The 20480-nt window shown below is 52.5% G+C and carries 20 protein-coding genes; 7 read left to right on the top strand and 13 right to left on the bottom strand.

Features of this window, described 5'->3' with window-relative positions:
• Positions 1-29: 29 nt before the first annotated feature.
• The 10 genes from M1D70_RS02205 to M1D70_RS02160 form a co-directional block, all read right to left on the bottom strand.
• Complete coding sequence (locus M1D70_RS02205; protein ID WP_009595861.1) at positions 30-794, bottom strand: polysaccharide deacetylase family protein; 765 nt, start codon at positions 792-794, stop codon at positions 30-32.
• The gene (locus M1D70_RS02200) at positions 791-1627 is read right to left on the bottom strand and encodes a carbohydrate ABC transporter permease (protein ID WP_009595886.1); all 837 of its coding nucleotides are present in this window, start codon (positions 1625-1627) and stop codon (positions 791-793) included. Before M1D70_RS02200 ends, M1D70_RS02205 begins: the two co-directional genes overlap by 4 nt.
• Complete coding sequence (locus M1D70_RS02195) at positions 1627-2502, bottom strand: carbohydrate ABC transporter permease (RefSeq protein ID WP_009595871.1); 876 nt, start codon at positions 2500-2502, stop codon at positions 1627-1629. The genes M1D70_RS02200 and M1D70_RS02195 overlap by 1 nt, the downstream gene beginning before the upstream one ends.
• 169 nt (positions 2503-2671) lie before the next feature.
• Complete coding sequence (locus M1D70_RS02190; protein ID WP_456289007.1) at positions 2672-3934, bottom strand: ABC transporter substrate-binding protein; 1263 nt, start codon at positions 3932-3934, stop codon at positions 2672-2674.
• 164 nt (positions 3935-4098) lie between these two features.
• Positions 4099-5058 (bottom strand): LacI family DNA-binding transcriptional regulator, encoded by a 960-nt coding sequence (locus M1D70_RS02185; RefSeq protein ID WP_456289006.1) that lies wholly within the window; start codon positions 5056-5058, stop codon positions 4099-4101.
• A 548-nt stretch (positions 5059-5606) separates the two neighbouring features.
• Positions 5607-5735, bottom strand: coding sequence for a hypothetical protein (locus M1D70_RS02180; protein WP_009595889.1), 129 nt, complete (start codon positions 5733-5735; stop codon positions 5607-5609).
• A gap of 340 nt (positions 5736-6075) precedes the next feature.
• Positions 6076-6900, bottom strand: a complete 825-nt coding sequence (locus tag M1D70_RS02175; protein WP_456289005.1) for an alpha/beta fold hydrolase — start codon at positions 6898-6900, stop codon at positions 6076-6078.
• A 13-nt stretch (positions 6901-6913) separates the two neighbouring features.
• Positions 6914-7423, bottom strand: a complete 510-nt coding sequence (locus M1D70_RS02170; protein ID WP_009595908.1) for an SRPBCC family protein — start codon at positions 7421-7423, stop codon at positions 6914-6916.
• A 76-nt stretch (positions 7424-7499) separates the two neighbouring features.
• Positions 7500-7832, bottom strand: a complete 333-nt coding sequence (locus M1D70_RS02165) for an ArsR/SmtB family transcription factor (RefSeq protein ID WP_246059744.1) — start codon at positions 7830-7832, stop codon at positions 7500-7502.
• A 276-nt stretch (positions 7833-8108) separates the two neighbouring features.
• Entirely contained in the window at positions 8109-9758 is a 1650-nt protein-coding gene (locus tag M1D70_RS02160) for a glutathione ABC transporter substrate-binding protein (RefSeq protein ID WP_456289004.1), read from the bottom strand.
• A 160-nt stretch (positions 9759-9918) separates the two neighbouring features.
• Here M1D70_RS02160 and nikC point away from each other — a divergent pair, with 160 nt between their 5' ends.
• The 4 genes from nikC to M1D70_RS02140 all read left to right on the top strand — a co-directional run bounded on the left by nikC (position 9919) and on the right by M1D70_RS02140 (position 14948).
• Entirely contained in the window at positions 9919-10815 is an 897-nt protein-coding gene (gene nikC, locus M1D70_RS02155; protein WP_009595904.1) for a nickel transporter permease, read from the top strand.
• 19 nt (positions 10816-10834) lie between these two features.
• Positions 10835-11758, top strand: a complete 924-nt coding sequence (locus M1D70_RS02150) for an ABC transporter permease (protein ID WP_009595864.1) — start codon at positions 10835-10837, stop codon at positions 11756-11758.
• A 1175-nt stretch (positions 11759-12933) separates the two neighbouring features.
• On the top strand, positions 12934-13947 hold the full coding sequence (locus M1D70_RS02145; RefSeq protein ID WP_456289003.1) for an ABC transporter ATP-binding protein: 1014 nt from the start codon (positions 12934-12936) through the stop codon (positions 13945-13947).
• Positions 13944-14948: an ABC transporter ATP-binding protein gene (locus M1D70_RS02140; protein WP_009595872.1), complete on the top strand. Its 1005-nt coding sequence runs from the start codon at positions 13944-13946 to the stop codon at positions 14946-14948. Before M1D70_RS02145 ends, M1D70_RS02140 begins: the two co-directional genes overlap by 4 nt.
• Positions 14949-15080: 132 nt before the next feature.
• Here M1D70_RS02140 and M1D70_RS02135 read toward each other — a convergent pair whose 3' ends face one another.
• The 3 genes from M1D70_RS02135 to M1D70_RS02125 all read right to left on the bottom strand — a co-directional run bounded on the left by M1D70_RS02135 (position 15081) and on the right by M1D70_RS02125 (position 17589).
• The gene (locus tag M1D70_RS02135) at positions 15081-16403 is read right to left on the bottom strand and encodes an FtsW/RodA/SpoVE family cell cycle protein (RefSeq protein ID WP_456289002.1); all 1323 of its coding nucleotides are present in this window, start codon (positions 16401-16403) and stop codon (positions 15081-15083) included.
• Between the two features lies 1 nt (position 16404).
• Positions 16405-16734 (bottom strand): PadR family transcriptional regulator, encoded by a 330-nt coding sequence (locus M1D70_RS02130; protein WP_009595865.1) that lies wholly within the window; start codon positions 16732-16734, stop codon positions 16405-16407.
• Between the two features lie 318 nt (positions 16735-17052).
• A complete protein-coding gene (locus M1D70_RS02125; protein WP_009595890.1) occupies positions 17053-17589 on the bottom strand; it encodes an NAD(P)H-dependent oxidoreductase in 537 nt (178 codons plus the stop codon).
• 164 nt (positions 17590-17753) lie between these two features.
• Between M1D70_RS02125 and M1D70_RS02120 the strand changes: the two genes are divergently transcribed.
• The 3 genes from M1D70_RS02120 to M1D70_RS02110 all read left to right on the top strand — a co-directional run bounded on the left by M1D70_RS02120 (position 17754) and on the right by M1D70_RS02110 (position 20438).
• Positions 17754-18455 carry a dihydroorotate dehydrogenase electron transfer subunit gene (locus tag M1D70_RS02120; protein ID WP_456289001.1) on the top strand — a complete coding sequence of 234 codons (702 nt, stop codon included), beginning with the start codon at positions 17754-17756 and terminating at the stop codon, positions 18453-18455.
• Entirely contained in the window at positions 18436-19368 is a 933-nt protein-coding gene (locus M1D70_RS02115) for a dihydroorotate dehydrogenase (RefSeq protein WP_456289000.1), read from the top strand. The genes M1D70_RS02120 and M1D70_RS02115 overlap by 20 nt, the downstream gene beginning before the upstream one ends.
• Positions 19369-19526: 158 nt before the next feature.
• Positions 19527-20438: an FMN-binding protein gene (locus tag M1D70_RS02110; RefSeq protein WP_009593827.1), complete on the top strand. Its 912-nt coding sequence runs from the start codon at positions 19527-19529 to the stop codon at positions 20436-20438.
• Positions 20439-20480: the final 42 nt, after the last annotated feature.

Raw genomic sequence — 20480 nt, 5'->3', positions numbered from 1 at the left:
AACAAGATAAATTCATCATGACCCTTCCATTATACACCAGATATCGGCGCCGCTTCATCATATCGCACGGCACGGAAGCCCCAACGTTGGCTAATCTCGTTCAAGTCCTCCCGAGCAAGGAAAGCGGCCTCCTGATCACGCCCTCGTGCCAGCTCCTCCCCATCCACTTGAGCATTGCCGCACTGCACCATTTCCTCCGAATACAGCGCCGGATGGGACAGGAAGAAGTACTGTTCGTCCGTCAGGCCGCCGAGCACCCTTTCAAACGACTCAGCCCCGTCCGGAACGCCGCCAGGGAAAAAGTTGTAGTAATATCGGTGGTGGTTTATAAGCCCCTTCGCTTCCATCCATCGGTCCAACTCCGCTTGCAGCCCGGGAATGAAGCGCTCGGGCAGCATATGGGAATCCGCGTAAGAAATGTTGAAGCCAGCCGCAGTCAGTTTATCCAGCTGCGCTTCGCACTCCATAAGGATCTCCTGCAGCGAAGGCGGATGATGTTGAAACAAGCTCGGGTCCTGATAGAAGTACCCGGCCCGATCGACAAGCGAAGGAACCTGTTCCTTCGCGGCAACAGGTCCCCAGCGTACGTTATCCCATTCGGCGTTCAGCGTCATATGGAAGCCGAAGCAGATGTCCTTGCGATGCGCCAGCAGCTGCGCGGCCTCGGCAAGATAAGGACCGGGCGCCATAATGGACACATTTTTGATGAATCCGGCCTCAACGGTCTTGGCAATCGCAGCATTGGCGGAACGGCTGGAAGCATAATCATCGGCTCTCGTAATGATCCGCCTCATTTCACAGCACCTGCGGCAATTCCTTTGATAATGTATTTCTGCGCGAAAACGTAGAAAATGACAACCGGGATGATCGTCAGCGTCAGACCGGCCATCGCCTGGTTCCACACGATCGTGAATTCTCCGAAGAAGTAGAAGGTCGAGAGCGGGATTGTCCGCAGCCCTTTGTCCGACAGCGTCAGCGATGGAAGCAGATAGTCGTTCCACAGCGCGATGACGTTCAGGATCGCGATGGTCACGCTGATGTTCTTCAGCAGCGGGAACACGATCCGCCAGAACACGCCCAGCTTGGAGCAGCCATCAAGTGTAGCCGCCTCCTCCAGCGCAACGGGCACGGATTTGATGAACCCGTGGTACAGGAAAACCGCCATACTGGACGTAAAGCCGACGTTCATATAGATCAAGCCCTCATGGGTGTTGAGCATCGGAATGTGCAGATTGGTGCGAATCCAGTCCATCACCTGCATCAGCGGCATCATCAGCGTCTGGAACGGAATCAGCATGGTTGCCACAAACGTGAAGAAAATGACCTTGCTCAGCTTATTGTCCGTCCGTACCAGCATCCATGCCGTCATGGAGGCGAGCACGATGACGATGATCACCGAGATGACGGTGACATACAGCGAGTTACCTAGCGCCGTGAAGAAATTCATCTTCTCCATCGCGGATTTATAATACTCAAAGCTGAAGGAAGAAGGTAGCGCAAGCGCATTCTCATACAGCTCGGCACGATCCTTAAAGGAGTTGATCAGCATGATGAAGACCGGAGACAAGAAGACCAGCGAGGCGAGGAACAGCAGGATATCGAGCAGCCATTTGCCTGATTTCTTCATTACATCTGCACCTCTCTTCTCTTCGTGATGATGACTTGCGTCAACGTGAGTCCGGCCACAATCAGGAAGAAGATAATCGCTTTCGCCTGACCTAATCCATAATTACCGTAAGCGAAAATTTCGTTGAAAATATTCATCGCAAACATCTCCGTCGCATTGCTCGGACCGCCCTTGGTCAACGACAGGTTCACGTCATAAATTTTGAACGCTCCGGACAGCGTCAGGAACAGACAGATTGTGAACGATGGCATTAACAGCGGGAACACGATGCTCTTCAGTCGCTGCCACAGGTTGGCGCCATCGACCTTCGCCGCTTCCATCAGCTCATCCGGAATCCCCTGGATGCCCGCGATGTAGATGATCATCGTATAACCCGCCAGCTGCCAGGTGAATACGGCAACGATGGCGTACAGGGCAAACTGCGGATGCAGCAGCCAGTTAAAGAACACGCTGTCGAGCCCGGTTTTCTCGCCCAGGAAGCTGAAGGCATCCGTAAAAATAAACTGCCAGATGTAACCCAGAATCAGGCCGCCGATCAGGTTCGGCATGAAAAACATCGTCCGCGCTGCATTTCTCGAGCGGAGCTTTGTCGTCACCAGCAGCGCGAAGCCCAGTCCCAGTACATTGACGCATACCAGCGCGAGCAGCGTGAATTGAACCGTATGCCAAGCCGATGACAGGAATCGGTCGTCCTGGAACAGCTGAACGTAATTGTCGAACCCTACGAATACTTTCGGATTCGCCGGAATGCCGTCCCAATTGACGAAAGAGTACACGATCCCGATAATGAACGGGATGATGACCACGGTCGTGAAAATAAACAGAAGCGGCACCGTAAACAGGGCAAACCAGGCTTTATCCTTTCTTTTGCTCATAATCCATACCTTCTTTCCGTTCCGGATGATTCCCGCAAGGCGGCATCAAACCTTGAAGTCGTGTTAGAAAAAAACAAAAGCCTAACGCTCATCATCAGAACGTCTGAGGCTAGGCTTTCGTTTTCATGGAATTGTGATATCAGATGATTGCCTTTCGGCTTCAATTAGATTATTTCGATGCTTTCGCCCATACTTCATCGAGTTTCTGCAGGAACTGCTCGCCTGTCATGCCCGGGTTCATGAAGTACTCCTGCGTAGCCGGAGCCAAATCGTTGGTAATGATACCCGATGGGAAGAAGTTCAGCGCCCAAGTGATCGTCTCGCCCTTCGTGGTTGCTTCGTGCACCGCTTGAGACAACGGATCCAGATCGCCTGCTTCAATGTTCGTTAAAGCCGGAATGAATTTGAAATCGTCCACGATGGCCTTCTTGCCCGTCTCGCTCGTGAAGAGCCAGTTCAGGAAAGCGTTTGCGGCTTTGACTTCCTCAGCGTCCGCTTGATTGTTGACGACCCAATAGCTGGCTACGCCTACGGCGATCTTATCGTTGCCGGCGAGCGGGAACGGCATCATGCCGACTTTGGAGCCGAAATCGCCGAAGTCCGCAAGCATGGAATAACTCCAGTTGCCCTGATGCACCATAGCCGTTTTTTCCGTTGCAAAGTCGCCCATCTGGCTATCGTATTTCACTTCCAGCGGATTCTTGGTGTTGGCCTTGATGACATCCATGAATTTCGCCCATTCCTGGAACTCCTTCGTGTCGGCCATCTTCACTTCGCCCTTGTTCAGCTGGTCGATGAAGGCAAGCGGATCGGATTGAAGCGCAAACGGCGTGTTGATGATGTGCCCGATCAGGAAGTAAGCCTCCTGGGACAGGCTCAAACCGTTCTTGCCGTCAGCCTTCAGCTGCTCCAGCGTCTTGGTGAAGGAATCCAGGTCCTTCATGTTAGCCGGATCCACCAGATCCTTGTTATATACGAGACCGAAGCCTTCTACGCCGTACGGAACGCCGACGGTCTTATCTTCTACCTTCAATTCCATGTCGGGCGCAATGTTCTTCACGTACTCCTCGCCGCTCAAATCGGAAAAATAGGATTTCAGCTTCTCGGACTCGGGTCCAGGAGCTACGCTGAATATCGTCGGTCCCTGGTTGCTGCTGAGCTTCGCCACCAGCTGCTGCGAATATGCGTCGCCCGCGGCACCCCATACTTCAACCTCGTTGCCGGTTTCTTCTTTATAGGTTTTAACCAAGGCTTCAAGAGGTTCCGTAATTTCGACTTTCGATTGGAAAAGGGTAATCTTCTTCAGCTTATCTCCCCCATCTCCTCCGGCTGCTGCTCCAGAATCTTTGTCAGATGTACCGCCGCAGGCCGCGAGTGTCGCAACCAAAGCCGTTGCCGTAAGTATGCTCAATACCTTTTTTACTTTTTTCAAGTGACACGCCTCCCCCTCAAGGACTCTATAAAGTAAAACGTTTACAAACCCATCATAGGGCGGTTTACCTAGAATGTCAATAAAAAATGTACACGTTTTCATAAAAATACTAAGTAAAAAAACTAGTAAAATCTATGATATTTTACTAGTCGCAAAAATAAAGTTTATCTCACCGTTTTTCTCCACTGGATCGTGGCATTCAGTTTAAAGGGCTCCCTGCCCGTCGTGCCCTTGATCATCTCGAGCAGCTCCTTCGCCGCTAAATAACCGCTTTCATAACGCGGGATCGCAATGGTCGTCAAGCCGGCCATCGCCGCCGCGTCCGAATTATCGAAGCCGGTGATCGATATGTCCTCCGGCACCCGTATGCCATTCTCTTCCAAAGCTTTGATCGCGCCCAGAGCCATATTGTCGTTAGCGCAGACCAGTACTTCCGGCAATGCGTTGCTCAGGATCAGGATCTTGGCCGCCTGATATCCGCTTTCCTCGCTGTAATCGCCATGGAAGTAATTCCGCCTGTCAAACGCGATGCCATTCTTCGAAAGCGTATCCATAAATCCGGCGAAGCGTTCCTTATGATCCAGGGTAAACTCCAGTCCGCCAATATATCCAAAGGTTCTGAACTGTTTATCCACCAGCGCCTGAACCATTTCGCACATCACGGGGTAATTGTCCACGATCACGCTTTTGGTATTGGCATACTCGTTATCGATAATCCGATCCATGAGAACGACGGGGAACTGCGGCGTGGCTACCGAGACTAAATATTCGTCTGTCATGTTCCGGTCGAGGCTTATGGTACCGCTTGCAAACTTGCTGCGCATAAAATTGGTGCTGGATTTATTCGTGCAGATGATGAGGTCATATCCATTCTCCGTGAGGCAATGGCTGATCCCCTTGATGATTTTTAAATAATAATCGCGATCAAAGTCGCTGAAAACGAATATAATCGTGTTGCTTTTATCGGATTTGGTTGACTTTTGCGGAAAATAGCCGTGCTCCGAGCATAACCTCAGCACCCGCTCCCTCGTCTCCCGCCCCACGTTCTTGCGCCCGTTCAGCACGTTGGACACCGTAGACACCGAGACCTCCGCGAGCTTTGCAATTTCCTTCAAACCACTCATGAATCCTATCCCCTCTCCAAAGGCGTTAGTAAATTTAATATAACATGGATTTATTTTTAATAAAATTTACTTATTTTGCTGGGACAAGATTTTGCTTGGATTTTCCCCTTGTCATTACTTATCGTGATACCTGCTCAGGCCAGAAAATCTTTGCTTGTCATGGCAAAAAGCAGGCCATGCGAATTCACCGCCGTCCACCGTAGGAAAGAGACTCTCCGTTGGTAACTTGTACCTTTTAGGAAAGGAGAGTTGGTTGTTTTAAGGCGCATTTGAGAGTAATATTCAGGAAACTGAACACAAAAGTATTCAGTTTTGTGTTCGACGTCAACACTTTTGTGGTATTATGATTACAGAGAGTGATTGTGTTATATATACATCGTATATGCACTATAAACAGGTATAACCCAAGGTAATACAAACTATAATAAAAAATAAAGCCTTCACCGCGCCAACGGTGAAGGCTTTAGGAACAAAGGCTGTGGGGAACCCCACGGCGTGCTCAGTTAACTTGATAGCTTAACGAAGAACCCACCGAAGGCCGCTAACCTTTATACGGTGGGTTTTCGCTTGTTTAGCTTTCGACGAATCCAGCGATACAGCTTCCGTACACTGAGCACAATGCTCAGAATGGTCGCAATACCTTTGAGAATATCGAGCAGCTCCACAAGGGCGATCATGGTATCACCCCCTTTACGAGAGGCTACGCCGTGATCGCTCCACCGCACTTTGTCCTTAATAAGAATTATAGCATCATCATATAGGTCTTGTCCTAAGATCTTCCAAATAACCGTTGACAATCCGTGCAAACAGGTGCATCTCAGGGTATTGATTGCTCGGTGGCGTTTTCAACTGCAGCTCCAAGGTCCATTTTGTATTACGGCGCGGCCCGTTTCGCACCAGCGCCTTTCATCATTGTATTGAGCCGTTTGAGAAGACCGAATAATACTTCGACGGGAACGGGAAACAAAGAAACCGTGGCCCTAAAAGGGGCACGGTTTCTTGATGAGCCAAGCACGCTTATCCCGGAATTTGATTTGCCGAAGGCAACAGAAAACCCGACACCTCGGGACCTAGCACTTCCGGCGCCATCACGACGGCAGAATGGTCCTGACCAGGCAGCATTCGGTGCTCGCACTGAGGGAGCAAGTCGACCAATGCGCTCGCGGCCCCATGGAACATAGCTCCGCTGTTCTCGCCCGTCATCACCATGACCGGGACATCGACATCCCAGCGATCCGTCGGCAGCGGTTGGCCGGATTGCGTGCTCCCCATAATCATGCCGTCATAGGCCAATGTATGCGCCATGCCCTCCATGACCTGCCAAGAAGGATCTGCCTTCATGAATTCTACATATTCCGCGGGGATGCCCAGCGCTGCTGTCATGAAATACTCTACGGCTTCGCTGCGCCTGCTCCCGGCCATCAGCGCATTCAAATGCTGCACGTATTCCGCCGGTACGGGTGCGCGGCTGTCGTCAATGATAAACGGCGGCTCGTATAGAAACAGTTTACTAACTTTACTGCCGCCAAGTCTGCTCGCCGCATCCAGTGCCAGAACAGCGCCCGAGGAACTTCCGAATAAATACGCGCTGCCGCCCGCCTCCTGAATAAGGGCATCGATATCTTCGATCTCACGTTCAACGGCATAGGGAGCCGTATCCGTACTGCTGCCCCGTCCCCGCCGGTCATAATTGTACACGGTGAAATGTTCAGACAGAAACCCTCCAAGACGCGTTGTATCGTTGTGATCGGAAGCTGCGGCAGCTACAAGAATGACAGCCGGACCAGTCCCTTTCTTTTCATAAAAAATACGGGTACCGTCATTAGACATAACGTAATTCATGTCATCTCTCCTTTTATTGTCCTTTTATGTAAAAACTTATTTCGTTCTCAAACCGTTCCAGCGTATCCGCATATCCTTCCACCATTCCCATGCCTTCAGCAGCCTCCAGCTGCTCTACGCTCGCAAAATGGGTGACGATGCTTAATCGGGTCCCATCCTTGACTGCTTCGAATGAAACCGAGGTCAACATGTCGCTGCCTGCAACGGGGTTCCAGTCCTGATCGGTAAATGTATCCGTATAAACGAGCTTCGATAACTCCGCCACTTCGGAGTAGGTCGCCTTGCAGAAGGCTTCTTCCCCTTCGCCCGCCGCATCGGGAGCCAGTCTGTAGCGCCATACGCCGCCCGGTCTGACATCCATCTCATATACCGTGGCATTCCAGTTCTTTGGTCCCCACCAGCGTTCGATGTGTTCCGGCTTCGTCCATCCCTGCCAGGACAGCTTCAGAGGTATCGATACGACACGCTCCACGGTCAGCCTCCGCTGCTCCCGGTCTTTCATGATGGTCGATTTCCTGCCCATGTGAATTCCTCCAATCTGTGAAATCGGCTCTGCGTGCAGAGCCGTATCTTCCTGTGGAGCTAGTAAAAGAATGGATTTAACTCTCCTTTCCGTTAAAGTCGCTCATATAGTCCTCGAACTTGTCGAGGCGCTCCTCCCACAATCGGCTGAACGAATCGAGCCAGACGTCCAGCTCCTGGAACGGCTGGGCTTCGAGACTATAAATGCGCTGCTGTGCGTTCTTGCGGACTTTCACGAGCCCGGCCTCGCTCAGTATCCGCAGATGGCGGGATACTTGAGGCTGGCCGATTCCCAAAGTCTCTACGATGTCGCTGACCGATCTCGACCCTTGCTTTAAGAGTTCAACAATGTTGAAGCGGTTCGGCTCCGAGATCGTGAAGAGGGTTAATTGCATAGCTGAAGTATTCATGGCTATAATATACACCAATGCATATATACGTGTCAACGTATATAATATTTTCAACATGCTTTTGACATCAAAAAACAAGACAGCATATCGACTCCTCTCCTCTCTCGCAAGCCGTATGATCTATCCGGATTCCCGACCAGGATGATCATGAACCATTGGCTGGTTAACCCTATCTCCTGTCCCAGCACCGAAAAAGAGGCCCCCGGATAGGAGCCTCTTGCTGTAAATCCTCTTTATATCATGACGCTTCAAAGCTATGAAGCTTTCAGGACATCCTTATGGCTGAATGGACACTTGATGCAGCTGCATGATGCCGTTCGGATGCCGCCAGAAGCCTTCAACCTTGCTGCTGACTCCGTTTAAATACTCCTGATGATGGATATACAGCATCGGCGCTAACTCAACCAGCTTCTCCTGCGCCTGCTTGTAAATGAGCTTGCGTTGTTCCGGATCGTTCTCTTTACGCCCGGCATCCAGCAGTTTATCCAGCTCCGGATCCTTCGTGAAGGTACGGTTGCCCGGCTCCCCTACATTCTTGGAATGGAACAACTCATACATGCCATAATCGGCATCGGCCGTAACCGTGGACCAGCCGAGAACAAACATGTCATGCTTGCCTTCTGCCGTTTGGGCCAAATATGCGCCCCACTCGACCACTTCGATTTTGACTTCGACGTTTAATTCCTTCAGCTTAGATTGTACGTACTCGGCGATCTTAATTCGTTCCGGATTGTCATTGGTCCAGATGGTCGTCGAGAAGCCACCCTCGTATCCGGCCTCTTTCAACAGCTCTTTCGCTTTGTCGATGTTATGTTCGATCGGCTTAACGGCAGCATCATAGCCGTTCACGTCCGGTGCCAGTGGACCGACGGCAGGAATGCCCGTGCCTTCGTAGATGCCCGAAATGATTTCATCCTTATTGATGGCCATCGACAGGGCTTGTCGCACCCGCACATCGTTAAACGGCTCCTTGTTGTTATTAAACCCGATATAAGACAGGCTTAGCGAAGCCTGACGGTTCAGGGACATGCCGTCCGTGCTCTCGATACGGCTGATGCTGCTCGGCGACACCGGGTCGATAATATGCGCATAACCGGTTTCCAGCTCCGCGATCCGCGTTCCCTCTTCGCTCACCACCTTGAACGTGACCCGTTCAACCTTCGCTTTATCTCCCCAATAATCGGCGTTCGCCACCAGCTTCACTTCTTGTCCCGGGTTCCAGCTCTCTAGTTTGAATACACCCGTGCCAACAGGGTTCTGCGCCAGATAAGCACCTGCCTTCTCGCCTGCCTTCAGCTTCTCGTAATCCAGCTTGATGGCTTCCGCACTAACCATGCTGACCGCAGAGTGGGCCAGATGGGCAAGCAGCGGCGAGAAAGCATACTCGGTCACGAGCTGCACCGTATATTCGTCAACGACTTTAACCTCTTTAATCATGCCCACAAGCGAAGCGCGCGGAGAAGCAACCTCCGGATCCTGCATACGGTCGATGTTGGCTTTGACCACCTCTGCATTGAATGGAGAGCCGTCCGTAAACTTCACGCCTTGTCTCAGCTTGAACTCCCAGGTCAATTCATCGATTGCCTTCCAGCTCTCGGCGAGCCCCGGTTGAATGTTCAGATCCTTATCATGAATCACCAACGTGTTATAAATATGCGTTGTCATTACGCTCGTTTGCTGGTCCGTCGACATATGAGGGTCCATGGATGGCGGATCAGAAAGCCAGGCAATCACAAGCTCATTCGCACCGGTGTCGGTTGTTCCTTCGGGAGGATCTTTAGCCCCCGGTTCAGGTGTCGGCGTATTGGTGCCGCTTAGCGGCGTTTCCGGGTTACTGCTCTTGCTTGGACTGCCGCACGCCGACATCAGTACGGTCAGCATGACCAGAATGCAGACAAGCCATTTGAATCTTCTATTACCTGTCATGTGAAACAAACTCCCCCTTCTCAATCAAAATAGGAAAATATTTTATACACAGTTAACATATATTTTACTATTTGATATTTATACCAGAAGAAGCCAGATTTACCTCACGTTTATACGACACCAATTCTGACATCCATACTTGGAGAAAGGATGATTTCACGTGCCTAACATGACCGCTGATGCCAGAACACCAGAATCGCTCCCTAGTGGAACCCGCCTTGCACAATGGAAATCTTTCTACCACCGTCTGAAGAAGAACAAAGCGGCCTTATTCGGGGGCTATTTTCTCCTGCTGATGATCCTTGTCGCGATTTTCGGCCCCCTGCTCACCCAGTATGATCCGACCAAAGTGGATTATTCTACGAAACTGCTGAAGCCGTCCGCCGACCATTGGTTTGGTACGGACCACAACGGTCGGGATATTTTCACGCGGATTATTCATGGCATGCGTCTCACGCTCTCGGTCGGTTTTATCTCGGTGATCATCGGTGCAGCCTTTGGTGTCGTGCTCGGAATCATCTCGGGCTATTACGGAGGTAAATGGGATGCGCTCATTATGAGAATGACCGATGTCATGCTGGCGTTTCCCGGCATTCTGCTGGCATTGGCGGTTGTCAGCGTCCTTGGAAAAAACCTGTTCAACGTGATCATTGCCGTCAGTATTTTTTCGATCCCTACCTTTGCCAGAGTCGTTCGGGGCTCCACGCTGGCCGTCCGCAAGCTCGAATATATTGATGCCATGCGTTCGCTGGGCGCGAGCGACGGGCGAATCATCTTCGGACATATTTTGCCGAATATCACATCCCCTATCATCGTGCAGGCGACGCTGCGGATTGCGGTAGCGATCCTGACCGCCAGCGGCCTGTCCTTCCTCGGTCTTGGCGCGCAGCCGCCCACGCCGGAGTGGGGAGCCATGCTGAATGATGGGCGCAACTATATCATGGACCACCCCCATGTGGCCCTGTTTCCCGGCTTGTCGATCGTGTTCGTTGTCATCGCATTTAATCTGCTGGGTGACGGCTTGCGGGATGTCCTTGACCCGAAAATGAAAAAATAATGAAGGGAGCTGCCGGGCCATGCTCATCTATTCCATTCGAAGGCTGATTCAAACGATACCTGTCGTCATTGGCGTGACCATCGTTGTCTTCCTGCTGATGCACCTCATTCCGGGAGATGCGGCGCAGGTCATTATCGGGGAAGGGGCGCCCAAGGAGCAGGTCGAGAAGATCCGCGAGAACCTGGGACTGAACGATCCGCTCCCGCTTCAGTATTGGAACTACGTCAGCGGCTTGCTTCAGGGGGATTTGGGAGATTCGATCCGCAGCAGCCGCCCCATCGCCGATGAAATATTCAAAAGCCGGTTCTGGATCACCGTTGAGCTTGCCGTGTACTCTACGATCCTGGCCGTATTCCTCGGCATTCTGGCCGGCATCATCTCCGCCGTCAAAAAAAGCTCCCCTGCCGATATAGGCGTCATGTTCATCGCCCTGTTCGGGCTGTCGATGCCAAATTTCTGGCTGGGGCTCATGCTGATCCAATATTTTGCCGTGGACCTAGGCTGGTTCCGTCCATCCGGCTGGGGCACGTGGTCGCAAACGATCCTGCCCGTGATCACGCTCGGGACCGGCGGCGCCGCAATTATTGCCCGAATGACCCGGTCCAGCATGCTGGAGGTCATCGGCCAGGACTACATCCGAACCGCCCAGGCGAAGGGCGTCCGGGAGCGTGTCATCATCTACCGGCATGCCTTGAAAAATGCCATGATTCCCGTCATTACCGTCATCGGCCTGGAATTTGGAGGCCTGCTGGGCGGGGCGGTGCTGACCGAGTCCGTTTTTGCCGTGAACGGCATGGGACGGTACGTCATCGACTCGATCCGGGCGCGGGATTTCCCGGTCGTACAGGCAACCGTGCTGGTGCTCTCGATCATGTTCGTGCTCGTGAACCTGCTCGTGGACATCTCCTACCGGTACTTCAACAAGCGTATTGATTTCGATTGATTGGCGATTTTTCGTCTATCGCGGTTAGAGTGTAGGCGGACACGGCGGGATTCACTATCTGCCGAAAATCGAGCTGCTTTGGGGGGCTCATTGCGGCTTATACCCACTGATTACTGTAATCGAGTCGTTTGGGGCCTATTCGGACATACGATCCGCTATTTGCCGATAATCAACCTATTTTCGAATCCACGCGGACACACGATCCGTTAATGCACCCGAAAACCTGGATTAATGCCGAAATATCTCGCAATAGCGGATCTGGTGTCCTCAACCTGCTGCTAAAAGGCGGAAAATCACGAAATAGCGGAACCAGAGTCCTCAACTACGCTAATGCGGCCAACTTAGCCGTTTTCAGTCCATACACACCCGAGATTTATTGAAGCTACGGGCCATTGCAGCTTAATAATCGATTATTTACTGTAATCGAGCCGCTTAGGGAGCCGATTCGGACACACGATCCGCTATTTGCCGATAATCCACCTATTTTTGAGGCTATCCGGACTCACGATCCGTTAATGTGCCCGAAACCACGGATTAATCCCGGAATATCACGCAATAACGAACCTGGTGTCCGCAACCTGCTGCTAAAAGGCGGAAAATCACGAAATAGCGGAACCAGAGTCCTCAACTACGCCAAGCGGCCAACTGAGCCGTTTTCAGTCCATGCACGCCCGAGATTTACTGAAGCTACGGACCATTGCAGCCTTATAATCGATTATTTACTGTAATCGAGCCGTTTAGAGGCCCGTCCGGACACACGATCCGCTATTTGCCGATAATCCACCTATTTTCGAATCCACGCGGACATTTAAACCACTAATTACTGTAATCTAGCCGTTTAGAGGCAGAGGCCCGTCCGGACACACGATCCGCTATTTGCCGATAATCGACCTATTTTCGAATCCACGCGGACACACGATCCGTTAATGCACCCGAAATCACGGATTAATCCCGGAATATCACGCAATAACGAACCTGGTGTCCTCAACCTGCTGCTAAAAGGCGGAATTTAATGAAATAGCGGAACCACGGTCCTCAACTAAGCTAAAGTGGCCAACTGAACTCATTTTCAGTCCATGCACACAAAAGCGGAAAATTAAAAACAGAAGATCCAAATAGTCCTCACAATCGCAAATACAGTCAGACCAATTGAAAGCGAAGGGAGCTACGACAAGATGGAAGAGCACGCAACAAACCTGCTGACGATCAAGAACCTGCGAACCTCTTTTTTTACCGAACTGGGCGAAGTGAAAGCCGTGGATGATATCAGCCTAACCGTACGCAAGGGGAGGACGCTCGGGATCGTGGGCGAATCAGGTTCAGGAAAAAGCATACTGTCCCTGTCCATCCTGCGGCTGATCTTTGATCCGGGGCGAATCGTTGGAGGCGAAATCCTGTATAACGGCGAGAATCTGCTCCAACAATCGGACCGGCAGATGCGGAAAATCCGGGGCAATCAAATCTCGATGATCTTCCAGGAGCCGATGACTTCGCTCAATCCGGTCTTCACCGTCGGCGACCAGATCGCGGAGGCTTATCAAATCCATGAAAATCTGAGCAAAAAACAAGCCATGGACAAAGCCGTCGAGATGTTGAGGCTGGTCGGCATCCCTTCCCCGGAAAAAAGAGTCCGTCAGTACCCTTTTCAGCTGTCCGGGGGTATGCGCCAACGTGTCATGATCGCCATGGCGCTGGCATGCAATCCGGATCTGCTCATTGCAGACGAGCCGACCACGGCGCTGGATGTGACCATCCAGGCTCAAATTTTGGAGCTGATGAAGGAGCTGCAGCGGAAGCTGCAGATGTCGATTATTTTTATCACCCATGACCTGGGCATCGTCGCGGAAACCTGCGATGACGTGGCGGTCATGTACTGCGGAAAGGTGGTGGAACATTCCGATGTGCGGACCCTGTTCAAGCATCCGAAGCACCCCTACACCATCGGCCTAATGAACTCGCTGCCGCGGCATGATATCGATAAGGAAACGCTGGAGCCGATTAAGGGCTCGGTTCCGAGCCCCTATGATCCGCAGGAAGGCTGCCGCTTCGCCCCCCGCTGCCCCCATGCAGCCAAGCTGTGTTACGACAAACTGCCGGAGCTTCAGGTGCTGGATGATAACCAGCAAGTCAGGTGCTGGAAATACACCGATCAGTGGGAACCGGAAAGCGAGGTGAACGTTCTGTCATGAGCAAAGAGTTGTTAACCGTCAAAAACCTCAAGCAGTATTTTCCGATCAAAGGCGGCATCCTGGGCCGTACCGTCAACGTCGTCAAAGCCGTGGATGACATTTCATTCTCTGTGCACGAGGGGGAAACCGTCAGTATCGTGGGTGAATCCGGCTGCGGTAAATCAACCACGGGCCGGGCTATTCTGAGACTGGACGAACCGACCTCCGGCGAGGTGCTGTTCGAAGGAACCGATCTGCTCACCCTGAACAAAGCGCAGATGACCCGAAGGCGTAAAGACCTGCAGATGATTTTTCAGGACCCCTACGCCTCGCTTAATCCCAGAAAAACAGCCCTCCAAGTACTCGAAGAAGCGATGGACATCCAAAATGTCGTGCCAAAGAAGGACCGTCGGTCCCGTGCCATCGAGCTTTTGGAAACGGTCGGCCTGGCCGCCTATCAAGCCAATCGGTACCCGCATGAATTCAGCGGCGGACAACGGCAGCGAATCGGGATCGCCCGAGCTTTGTCCGTGAATCCCAAGCTGATCATCAGTGATGAAGCGGTCTCCGCGCTCGACGTGTCCATCCAGGCACAGGTACTCAATCTGATGAAATCGCTGCAAACCGAATTCAAGCTGACCTATCTGTTCATCTCTCATGATCTCGGGGTCGTCCGGCATATTTCGGACCGAATTATCGTGATGTATCTGGGGACGATCGTGGAAATCGCGGAAAAACACTCCCTCTTCCGGCGCCCGCAGCATCCCTACACCCGCGCTCTGCTCTCGGCCATCCCCACAATGGATCCCGAGCGCAAGAAGGAACGCATCATTCTCAAGGGAGATGTTCCGTCCCCGATCAACCCGCCTTCTGGCTGCCGGTTTCATACCCGCTGCATGTATGCCACGGATCGCTGCCGATCCGAGGCGCCGATGCTTCGGGAAGTCGAAGAGCACAGAGGCCATCAGGCGGCCTGCCACTATATTGAAGAGATCGCGGCCGGTGCGTTGGAGAAGGTGTAGCTTATACGCCACCGAACGAATGACGACGCTTCTCTATAAACGAGAAAAAGCGAGATCCCAAGATCTCGCTTTTTCTTTTACACAATTTTAGCCTGTTAACCGAAATCGAAGGATGATCTTCAGAGACCTCCACTAAGCCACCTTCATAGGAGCCGCTTCTCCCGCCTCGCTTGGGACCATGTTTTTGCGTCTGTAAATGGAGAGGAGCAGGCCGACTATGGCAAAATCCAGCATGTTGTTGACGCCGCCATACGAGATAAAAGGAAAGTCCAGGCTCACAATGGGTACCACTCCCAGACCCATCAGGATCGGCATGAGCAGGCGCAGTCCCATGACCACGATGACACCGGTCACGATATTTTTCCCGTAGGTATCGTGAAGTACATGGGCTATGCTCCACATTCTGGCGAGGAACAAAAGAACGACCATGCCAACCACGATGCCAAACATCCAGCCGAAGCAATATATCAGATAGGGGTATATGGAGTCGCTATAAACGTACGGGATCCCCGGATTCGGCGCGGCAAATCCTTGACCGAACCAACCGGCGGAAGAAACGGCATCCGCGATGACCCGCATGAAATAACCGCCATCCCCCTCGCGGTCTGCGAGCCCCTCCAATCTCCACATGAGGTATACCCTATTTATAAACAAGATATAGGCTAATCCAATAAACGGCAGCAGCGTTAATACCGCAAATTGTTTAATATTCCTTTTCGTCGTCCAGGTCAGTATCAGGAATCCTAGCAAGTAAATGAACATATACACCATCGAACCACTCAAGCTGTATAGTGCGATTGGCAGCACACCCCGATACAGGATGTGGAATACACTTTCCCATAACCCCCACTGACTCGCAGGCTTCATGCCTGCCAAGGAAAGGAGGAGAAGGAAGACGGAAACCGTTCCAAGCATGGGAATCACAATAGGCCCAACGTGAAGATAGAGGTTGGCTCCATTTATATTCGTCCCGAAAGATTCCGTCATCGCCATCAGGCAAAGCGTGATAAAAAACAAAAAACCGGAGTATTTCTTAAGCTTTCTGTAGTCCAGGAAATAGAAGCCGATGAGAAGGATCAAGCCTATACCGAAGAACACAACTTTTCTCGCAAACATATCTGTGATCTTTTCCGTACCCGAATAATCCACGCTCACCGCCCCGAACAACCCAATCATCGAGAGCAAGGCCAGCAGGACGAGCAGCTTCCAATCCAACTGAGGCCGATGAGCCATATGCAGGCTTTTGCCGATATCCCCTGGATCGCCCATCTGTTTCACCGCTTCCTGCACCGCAGGCTCCTCCGCATTGCCCTCCAGCATCAGAAGCTCCGTCCGCTCCTCGATATGGCCGAGCAGTTCTTCGCGGATTTCCGGATGCATGGCTCTTGCGCGTACCTGCTTGCACACCTGGGTCAGGAAGTCTTGGACAACCTTGTATTCTTCAACCGATCGCACGCTAGCTTCCCTCCCCGATGACCGTATCCACCGCCGTCCGGAATTTAACCCACTCCTTGGTCTTCTCATGGAGCTGCTCCCTGCCGCGCTCGGTAATCCGGTAATATTTCCGTTTGCGTCCATCATGCTGGCTCCAGGAGGAATCCAGCCAACCTTCCGCCTCCAGCGTGTGCAGAATCGGGTATAACGTGCCTTCCTTCATCAGGAACACGCCATCTGAGCTTTGCTCAATCTCCTTGATCAGCTCGTACCCGTACATTTCCCGCTTGTTCAACACGGTAAGCAATAAAATGACGGTGCTGCCTTTCAGCAGCTCTTTGTTAATGCCCATTCCCCTATCACTCCAATACCTAGATAATCTATGTATCGTATAACTATGTATATGAGTATAGAATAAGCGTCTCCACAATGCAACGCATGTTTTCGAATGATCGGGCGGTTCGCCAATTTGCCAGAACACCGAAAAGCCCGGCAGCTTCTGCCGCCAGGCTCATGTATCAGCCATTCATTTCTTCACTTTTAATGAGCATCCGGCCGTCCATATTCACCAATTGTAGTTTGGAGCATACATCCTGCCGTTTTGCCCATCATCACCGTTAATCGAACCATCACTGTAGAAGACAGGAACTTTCGTTTTCATTAGCAACCCTTATCCGGCCCTCACCGCGCCTGTCACGTGCAACGCAAAATCCTCCGCATGACGCTGCAACTCTTCATCCGTCAGCTGCATGGCATTATGCACGGTAAATACCGGCAAGTAGATCGCCCCTACCAGGCTCGCCGTCACTTCATAGGGCCGGGTCAGCTCTTCCACCGTGTATCGGTTATATCCTGCGCTGCCGTAGGCTTCCGCAGCTCCGCCGGTCGTCACGGCCACGCCCCACTCTTTCCCCTGGAGCTTGTCGCCGCCCGGGCCATAAGCCCATCCGAAGGTCAGCACCTCGTCGAACCAATGCTTCAGAAGGGGCGGCGAGCTGTACCACCAGAAAGGGAATTGAAACACGATGCGGTCATGCTGAAGCAGCAATTGCTGTTCGGCCGAGATGTCGATGATGCCATCCGGATACCGCTGATACAGATCATGCACCCTCACCTCAGGATGATGCCTCACCGTTTCGGTTAGCTCGCGATTGATCCGTGATCCCTCATGCAGACCCGGATGTGCAACGATCACTAGTGTTTTCATGTAGGATCCCCCCCTTTTCTCGCCTAGCGTTATGTATACAAAAGGTATCAAGCCTCGGCAACGCCCGAATATGAGAAATGTCACAGGTGGCCTTATCTGTCTGTGATACTGTAGCAAGGAACATAGCGGGCGGAAAAAGTACGCCAAGGGAGGAGAATGAGAACGTGGCCCTTGTTATTCAAAATGTCAGACTGGCCCATCGCATCTATCGACTTACCGTTCAAGGCAGCTATTCGGCACGAATGGGACAGTTCTTCATGCTTCGCTGCTGGGATGCCTATCCCGTGCTGTCACGGCCGATCAGCGTTCATAACCTGACGGAGGATTCCGTTTCCTTCTTATATCGCGTGCAGGGAACCGGTACGTGGCTGCTGTCGGCGCTTCAAGCGGGTGACAAAATACAGCTGGAAGGGCCTTTCGGGCAAGGGTTTCCTGAACCCCAAGGACGGACGGCACTGGTGGGAGGCGGTATAGGAGTAGCTCCGCTGCTGCTTGCAGCTAAGGAAATTCCCGAAGCCAGCGTGTATCTGGGATACGCCGGCGTTCCTTTCGGAATCAACGGATTCCACGAAATCAGCCGGGATGTCACGGTGAAGTCCGGCGGCACCATCGTCGATGCCGTGGACCCGAGCCGCTATGACACGATATTTGCCTGCGGCCCGGTTGGGATGATGCACAGCTTGGCGCAAAAAGCCGAAGGTACCGACGCGAAGCTCCATGTCTCCATCGAGAAGCGAATGGGCTGCGGCATCGGGGCATGCAACAGCTGCACGTTAACTGCCGCGGGTTCGAACCGCAAGGCGTGCACCGACGGGCCCGTATTTCTGGCGAAGGAGGTGAACTGGAATGATCTCCATCGATTGTGAACTGGCGGGCGTGCCGCTGTCGAATCCGATATTGGCGGCCTCGGGCACGTTCGGTTTCGGCAAACCGTATGCGGATCTGTATCCGCTTCGCAAGCTCGGTGGCATTGTCTCCAAGGGATTGACCCTGACCCCGCGGCTAGGCAATACGGGTACGCGGATCTATGAAACGCCATCGGGCATCATGAACAGCATCGGCCTGGAGAATCCGGGAATCCGGGCTTTTCTGGAGCACGAATTATCCGACATGGCTTCGCACGGGACGGCGGTCATCGTCAATCTCGGCGGCGGCACTGTACGGGAATATGCGGAGGGCGCCGAGCTGCTTACCGAAGCCAGCCGCAAGCTGCGCTCAGCCGGCAAACGGGCCGTCGACATGATCGAGCTTAACATCTCCTGTCCCAACATCAAGGAAGGCGGGCTTGCCTTCGGCATCGAGAATGAGCAGGCTCGAGCGGTGGTTCGCGCAGTCCGCAACGCCACCACGCTGCCTCTGCTCGTCAAGCTCTCTCCCGGGGCGAAGGATTTGAAGGAAATGGCACGGATGTGTGAAGCCGAGGGGGCCGACGGCCTCTCGCTAATCAATACGATTCAGGCGATGGCGATTGATATTCGGGAACGCCGCAGCGTTTTTGACAGAGCCTACGCCGGATTATCCGGGCCGGCGATTAAACCGATCGCCCTGCGGATGGTCCATCAGGTGGCCCGGTCGGTGTCCATCCCGGTGGTGGGAATCGGCGGCATCTGCAGTGCCGAGGATGTCCTCGAATTCATCATGGCAGGCGCTGCAGCCGTACAGATCGGTACGTACAACTTCATCAACCTCCGTGCGGGAGATACCCTGGCTGAAGAACTGATTCAACTGATGGAGAACGAGGGCATTCAATCCCTGGATGACATTCGAGGCATTATTTGACGGATGCTCAACTTCCTGAAATTCAGCATGATCGCCTGAACATGAAGCACCGCGTCAGTTTGTGATTTTTTTCACCGATAACTATTCTTTTTCAGAATACAATGAACTCAAGAACAATATTTGTGAAGTAATTCACAAAATTATAGGAGGAAACCAGAATGAAAAGGACACTCTCTCTATCCCTCTCCGTCATGTTGATGTTTGCGCTTCTCGTAGGCTGCGGAGGCAACGGAGACAAAGAGCCTGTCACCACGGACAAACCGGCAGAGAGCCAAAACACGGATAATGCCGGAAACGGGGAGCAACCGGCACAAGAAGGAACGGCCCTGCAGGACGGCTTATATTACGCCGAAGGCGATTTTGCCGAGGATTCCGGCTGGAAGGAACTCGTCGCGATTAAAGTCGAAGGCGGTAAAATCGTCAGCGCCAACTGGAACGGTCTGCATAAGGACGGCGGCTTGGACAAAAAGACATTTTCCGAAAAAGGCTTCTACGGCATGAAGGAAAAAGGCGGCGCTCAAGCGGAATGGCATGAGCAGGCAGCCAAGATGGAGGAATACCTGGTGGCTCAGCAGTCCGTTGAAGGGCTCGCCTTGAACGACGAAGGCCGCACGGATGCCGTATCCGGGGTATCGATCCATGTCAACGGATTTACGGAACTGGCAGCCAAAGCGCTGGCCGCGGGACCTGTTGAAGCAGGACCATACAAAGACGGCAGCTACCACGCGGAAGCGGCTGACTTCGATGCCAAATCCGGCTGGAAGGAAACCGTCGACGTTACCGTAATTAACGGTAAAATCGCCGCAGTCAGCTGGAACGGCGTTCATAAAGACGGAGGCACCGACAAAGTCACCCGCTCCAAATCAGGCGAATACGGCATGAAGAACGGCGGGGCTCAGTCCGAATGGCACGAGCAGGCTTATCAAGCCGAGCAGTATTTGATCGAAAAGCAAGACCCGCAGGCCATCGTAACGGGTGAAGACGGCAAAACCGATGCCATCTCCGGTGTATCCATCCACGTCAACGGATTCGTAGAACTGGCAGCGAAAGCGCTCGAAGGCGCCAAATAAGCCACAAGTACGATAGAAAGAAGACAACTATTCCTTGAGGGG

Source organism: Paenibacillus sp. AK002 (genome assembly GCF_053903045.1).
The sequence above is the reverse complement of the archived record's forward strand: the minus strand, read 5'-3'. Positions and strand labels throughout refer to the sequence as shown.

Coding starts and splice junctions, on each gene's coding strand:
- M1D70_RS02205 (WP_009595861.1), bottom strand. CDS start 794: ATGAGGCGGATCATTACGAGAGCCGATGATTATGCTTCCAGCCGTTCC.
- M1D70_RS02200 (WP_009595886.1), bottom strand. CDS start 1,627: ATGAAGAAATCAGGCAAATGGCTGCTCGATATCCTGCTGTTCCTCGCC.
- M1D70_RS02195 (WP_009595871.1), bottom strand. CDS start 2,502: ATGAGCAAAAGAAAGGATAAAGCCTGGTTTGCCCTGTTTACGGTGCCG.
- M1D70_RS02185 (WP_456289006.1), bottom strand. CDS start 5,058: ATGAGTGGTTTGAAGGAAATTGCAAAGCTCGCGGAGGTCTCGGTGTCT.
- M1D70_RS02180 (WP_009595889.1), bottom strand. CDS start 5,735: ATGATCGCCCTTGTGGAGCTGCTCGATATTCTCAAAGGTATTGCGACC.
- M1D70_RS02175 (WP_456289005.1), bottom strand. CDS start 6,900: ATGAATTACGTTATGTCTAATGACGGTACCCGTATTTTTTATGAAAAG.
- M1D70_RS02170 (WP_009595908.1), bottom strand. CDS start 7,423: ATGGGCAGGAAATCGACCATCATGAAAGACCGGGAGCAGCGGAGGCTG.
- M1D70_RS02165 (WP_246059744.1), bottom strand. CDS start 7,832: ATGAATACTTCAGCTATGCAATTAACCCTCTTCACGATCTCGGAGCCG.
- M1D70_RS02160 (WP_456289004.1), bottom strand. CDS start 9,758: ATGACAGGTAATAGAAGATTCAAATGGCTTGTCTGCATTCTGGTCATG.
- M1D70_RS02150 (WP_009595864.1), top strand. CDS start 10,835: ATGCTCATCTATTCCATTCGAAGGCTGATTCAAACGATACCTGTCGTC.
- M1D70_RS02145 (WP_456289003.1), top strand. CDS start 12,934: ATGGAAGAGCACGCAACAAACCTGCTGACGATCAAGAACCTGCGAACC.
- M1D70_RS02140 (WP_009595872.1), top strand. CDS start 13,944: ATGAGCAAAGAGTTGTTAACCGTCAAAAACCTCAAGCAGTATTTTCCG.
- M1D70_RS02130 (WP_009595865.1), bottom strand. CDS start 16,734: ATGGGCATTAACAAAGAGCTGCTGAAAGGCAGCACCGTCATTTTATTG.
- M1D70_RS02125 (WP_009595890.1), bottom strand. CDS start 17,589: ATGAAAACACTAGTGATCGTTGCACATCCGGGTCTGCATGAGGGATCA.
- M1D70_RS02115 (WP_456289000.1), top strand. CDS start 18,436: ATGATCTCCATCGATTGTGAACTGGCGGGCGTGCCGCTGTCGAATCCG.
- M1D70_RS02110 (WP_009593827.1), top strand. CDS start 19,527: ATGAAAAGGACACTCTCTCTATCCCTCTCCGTCATGTTGATGTTTGCG.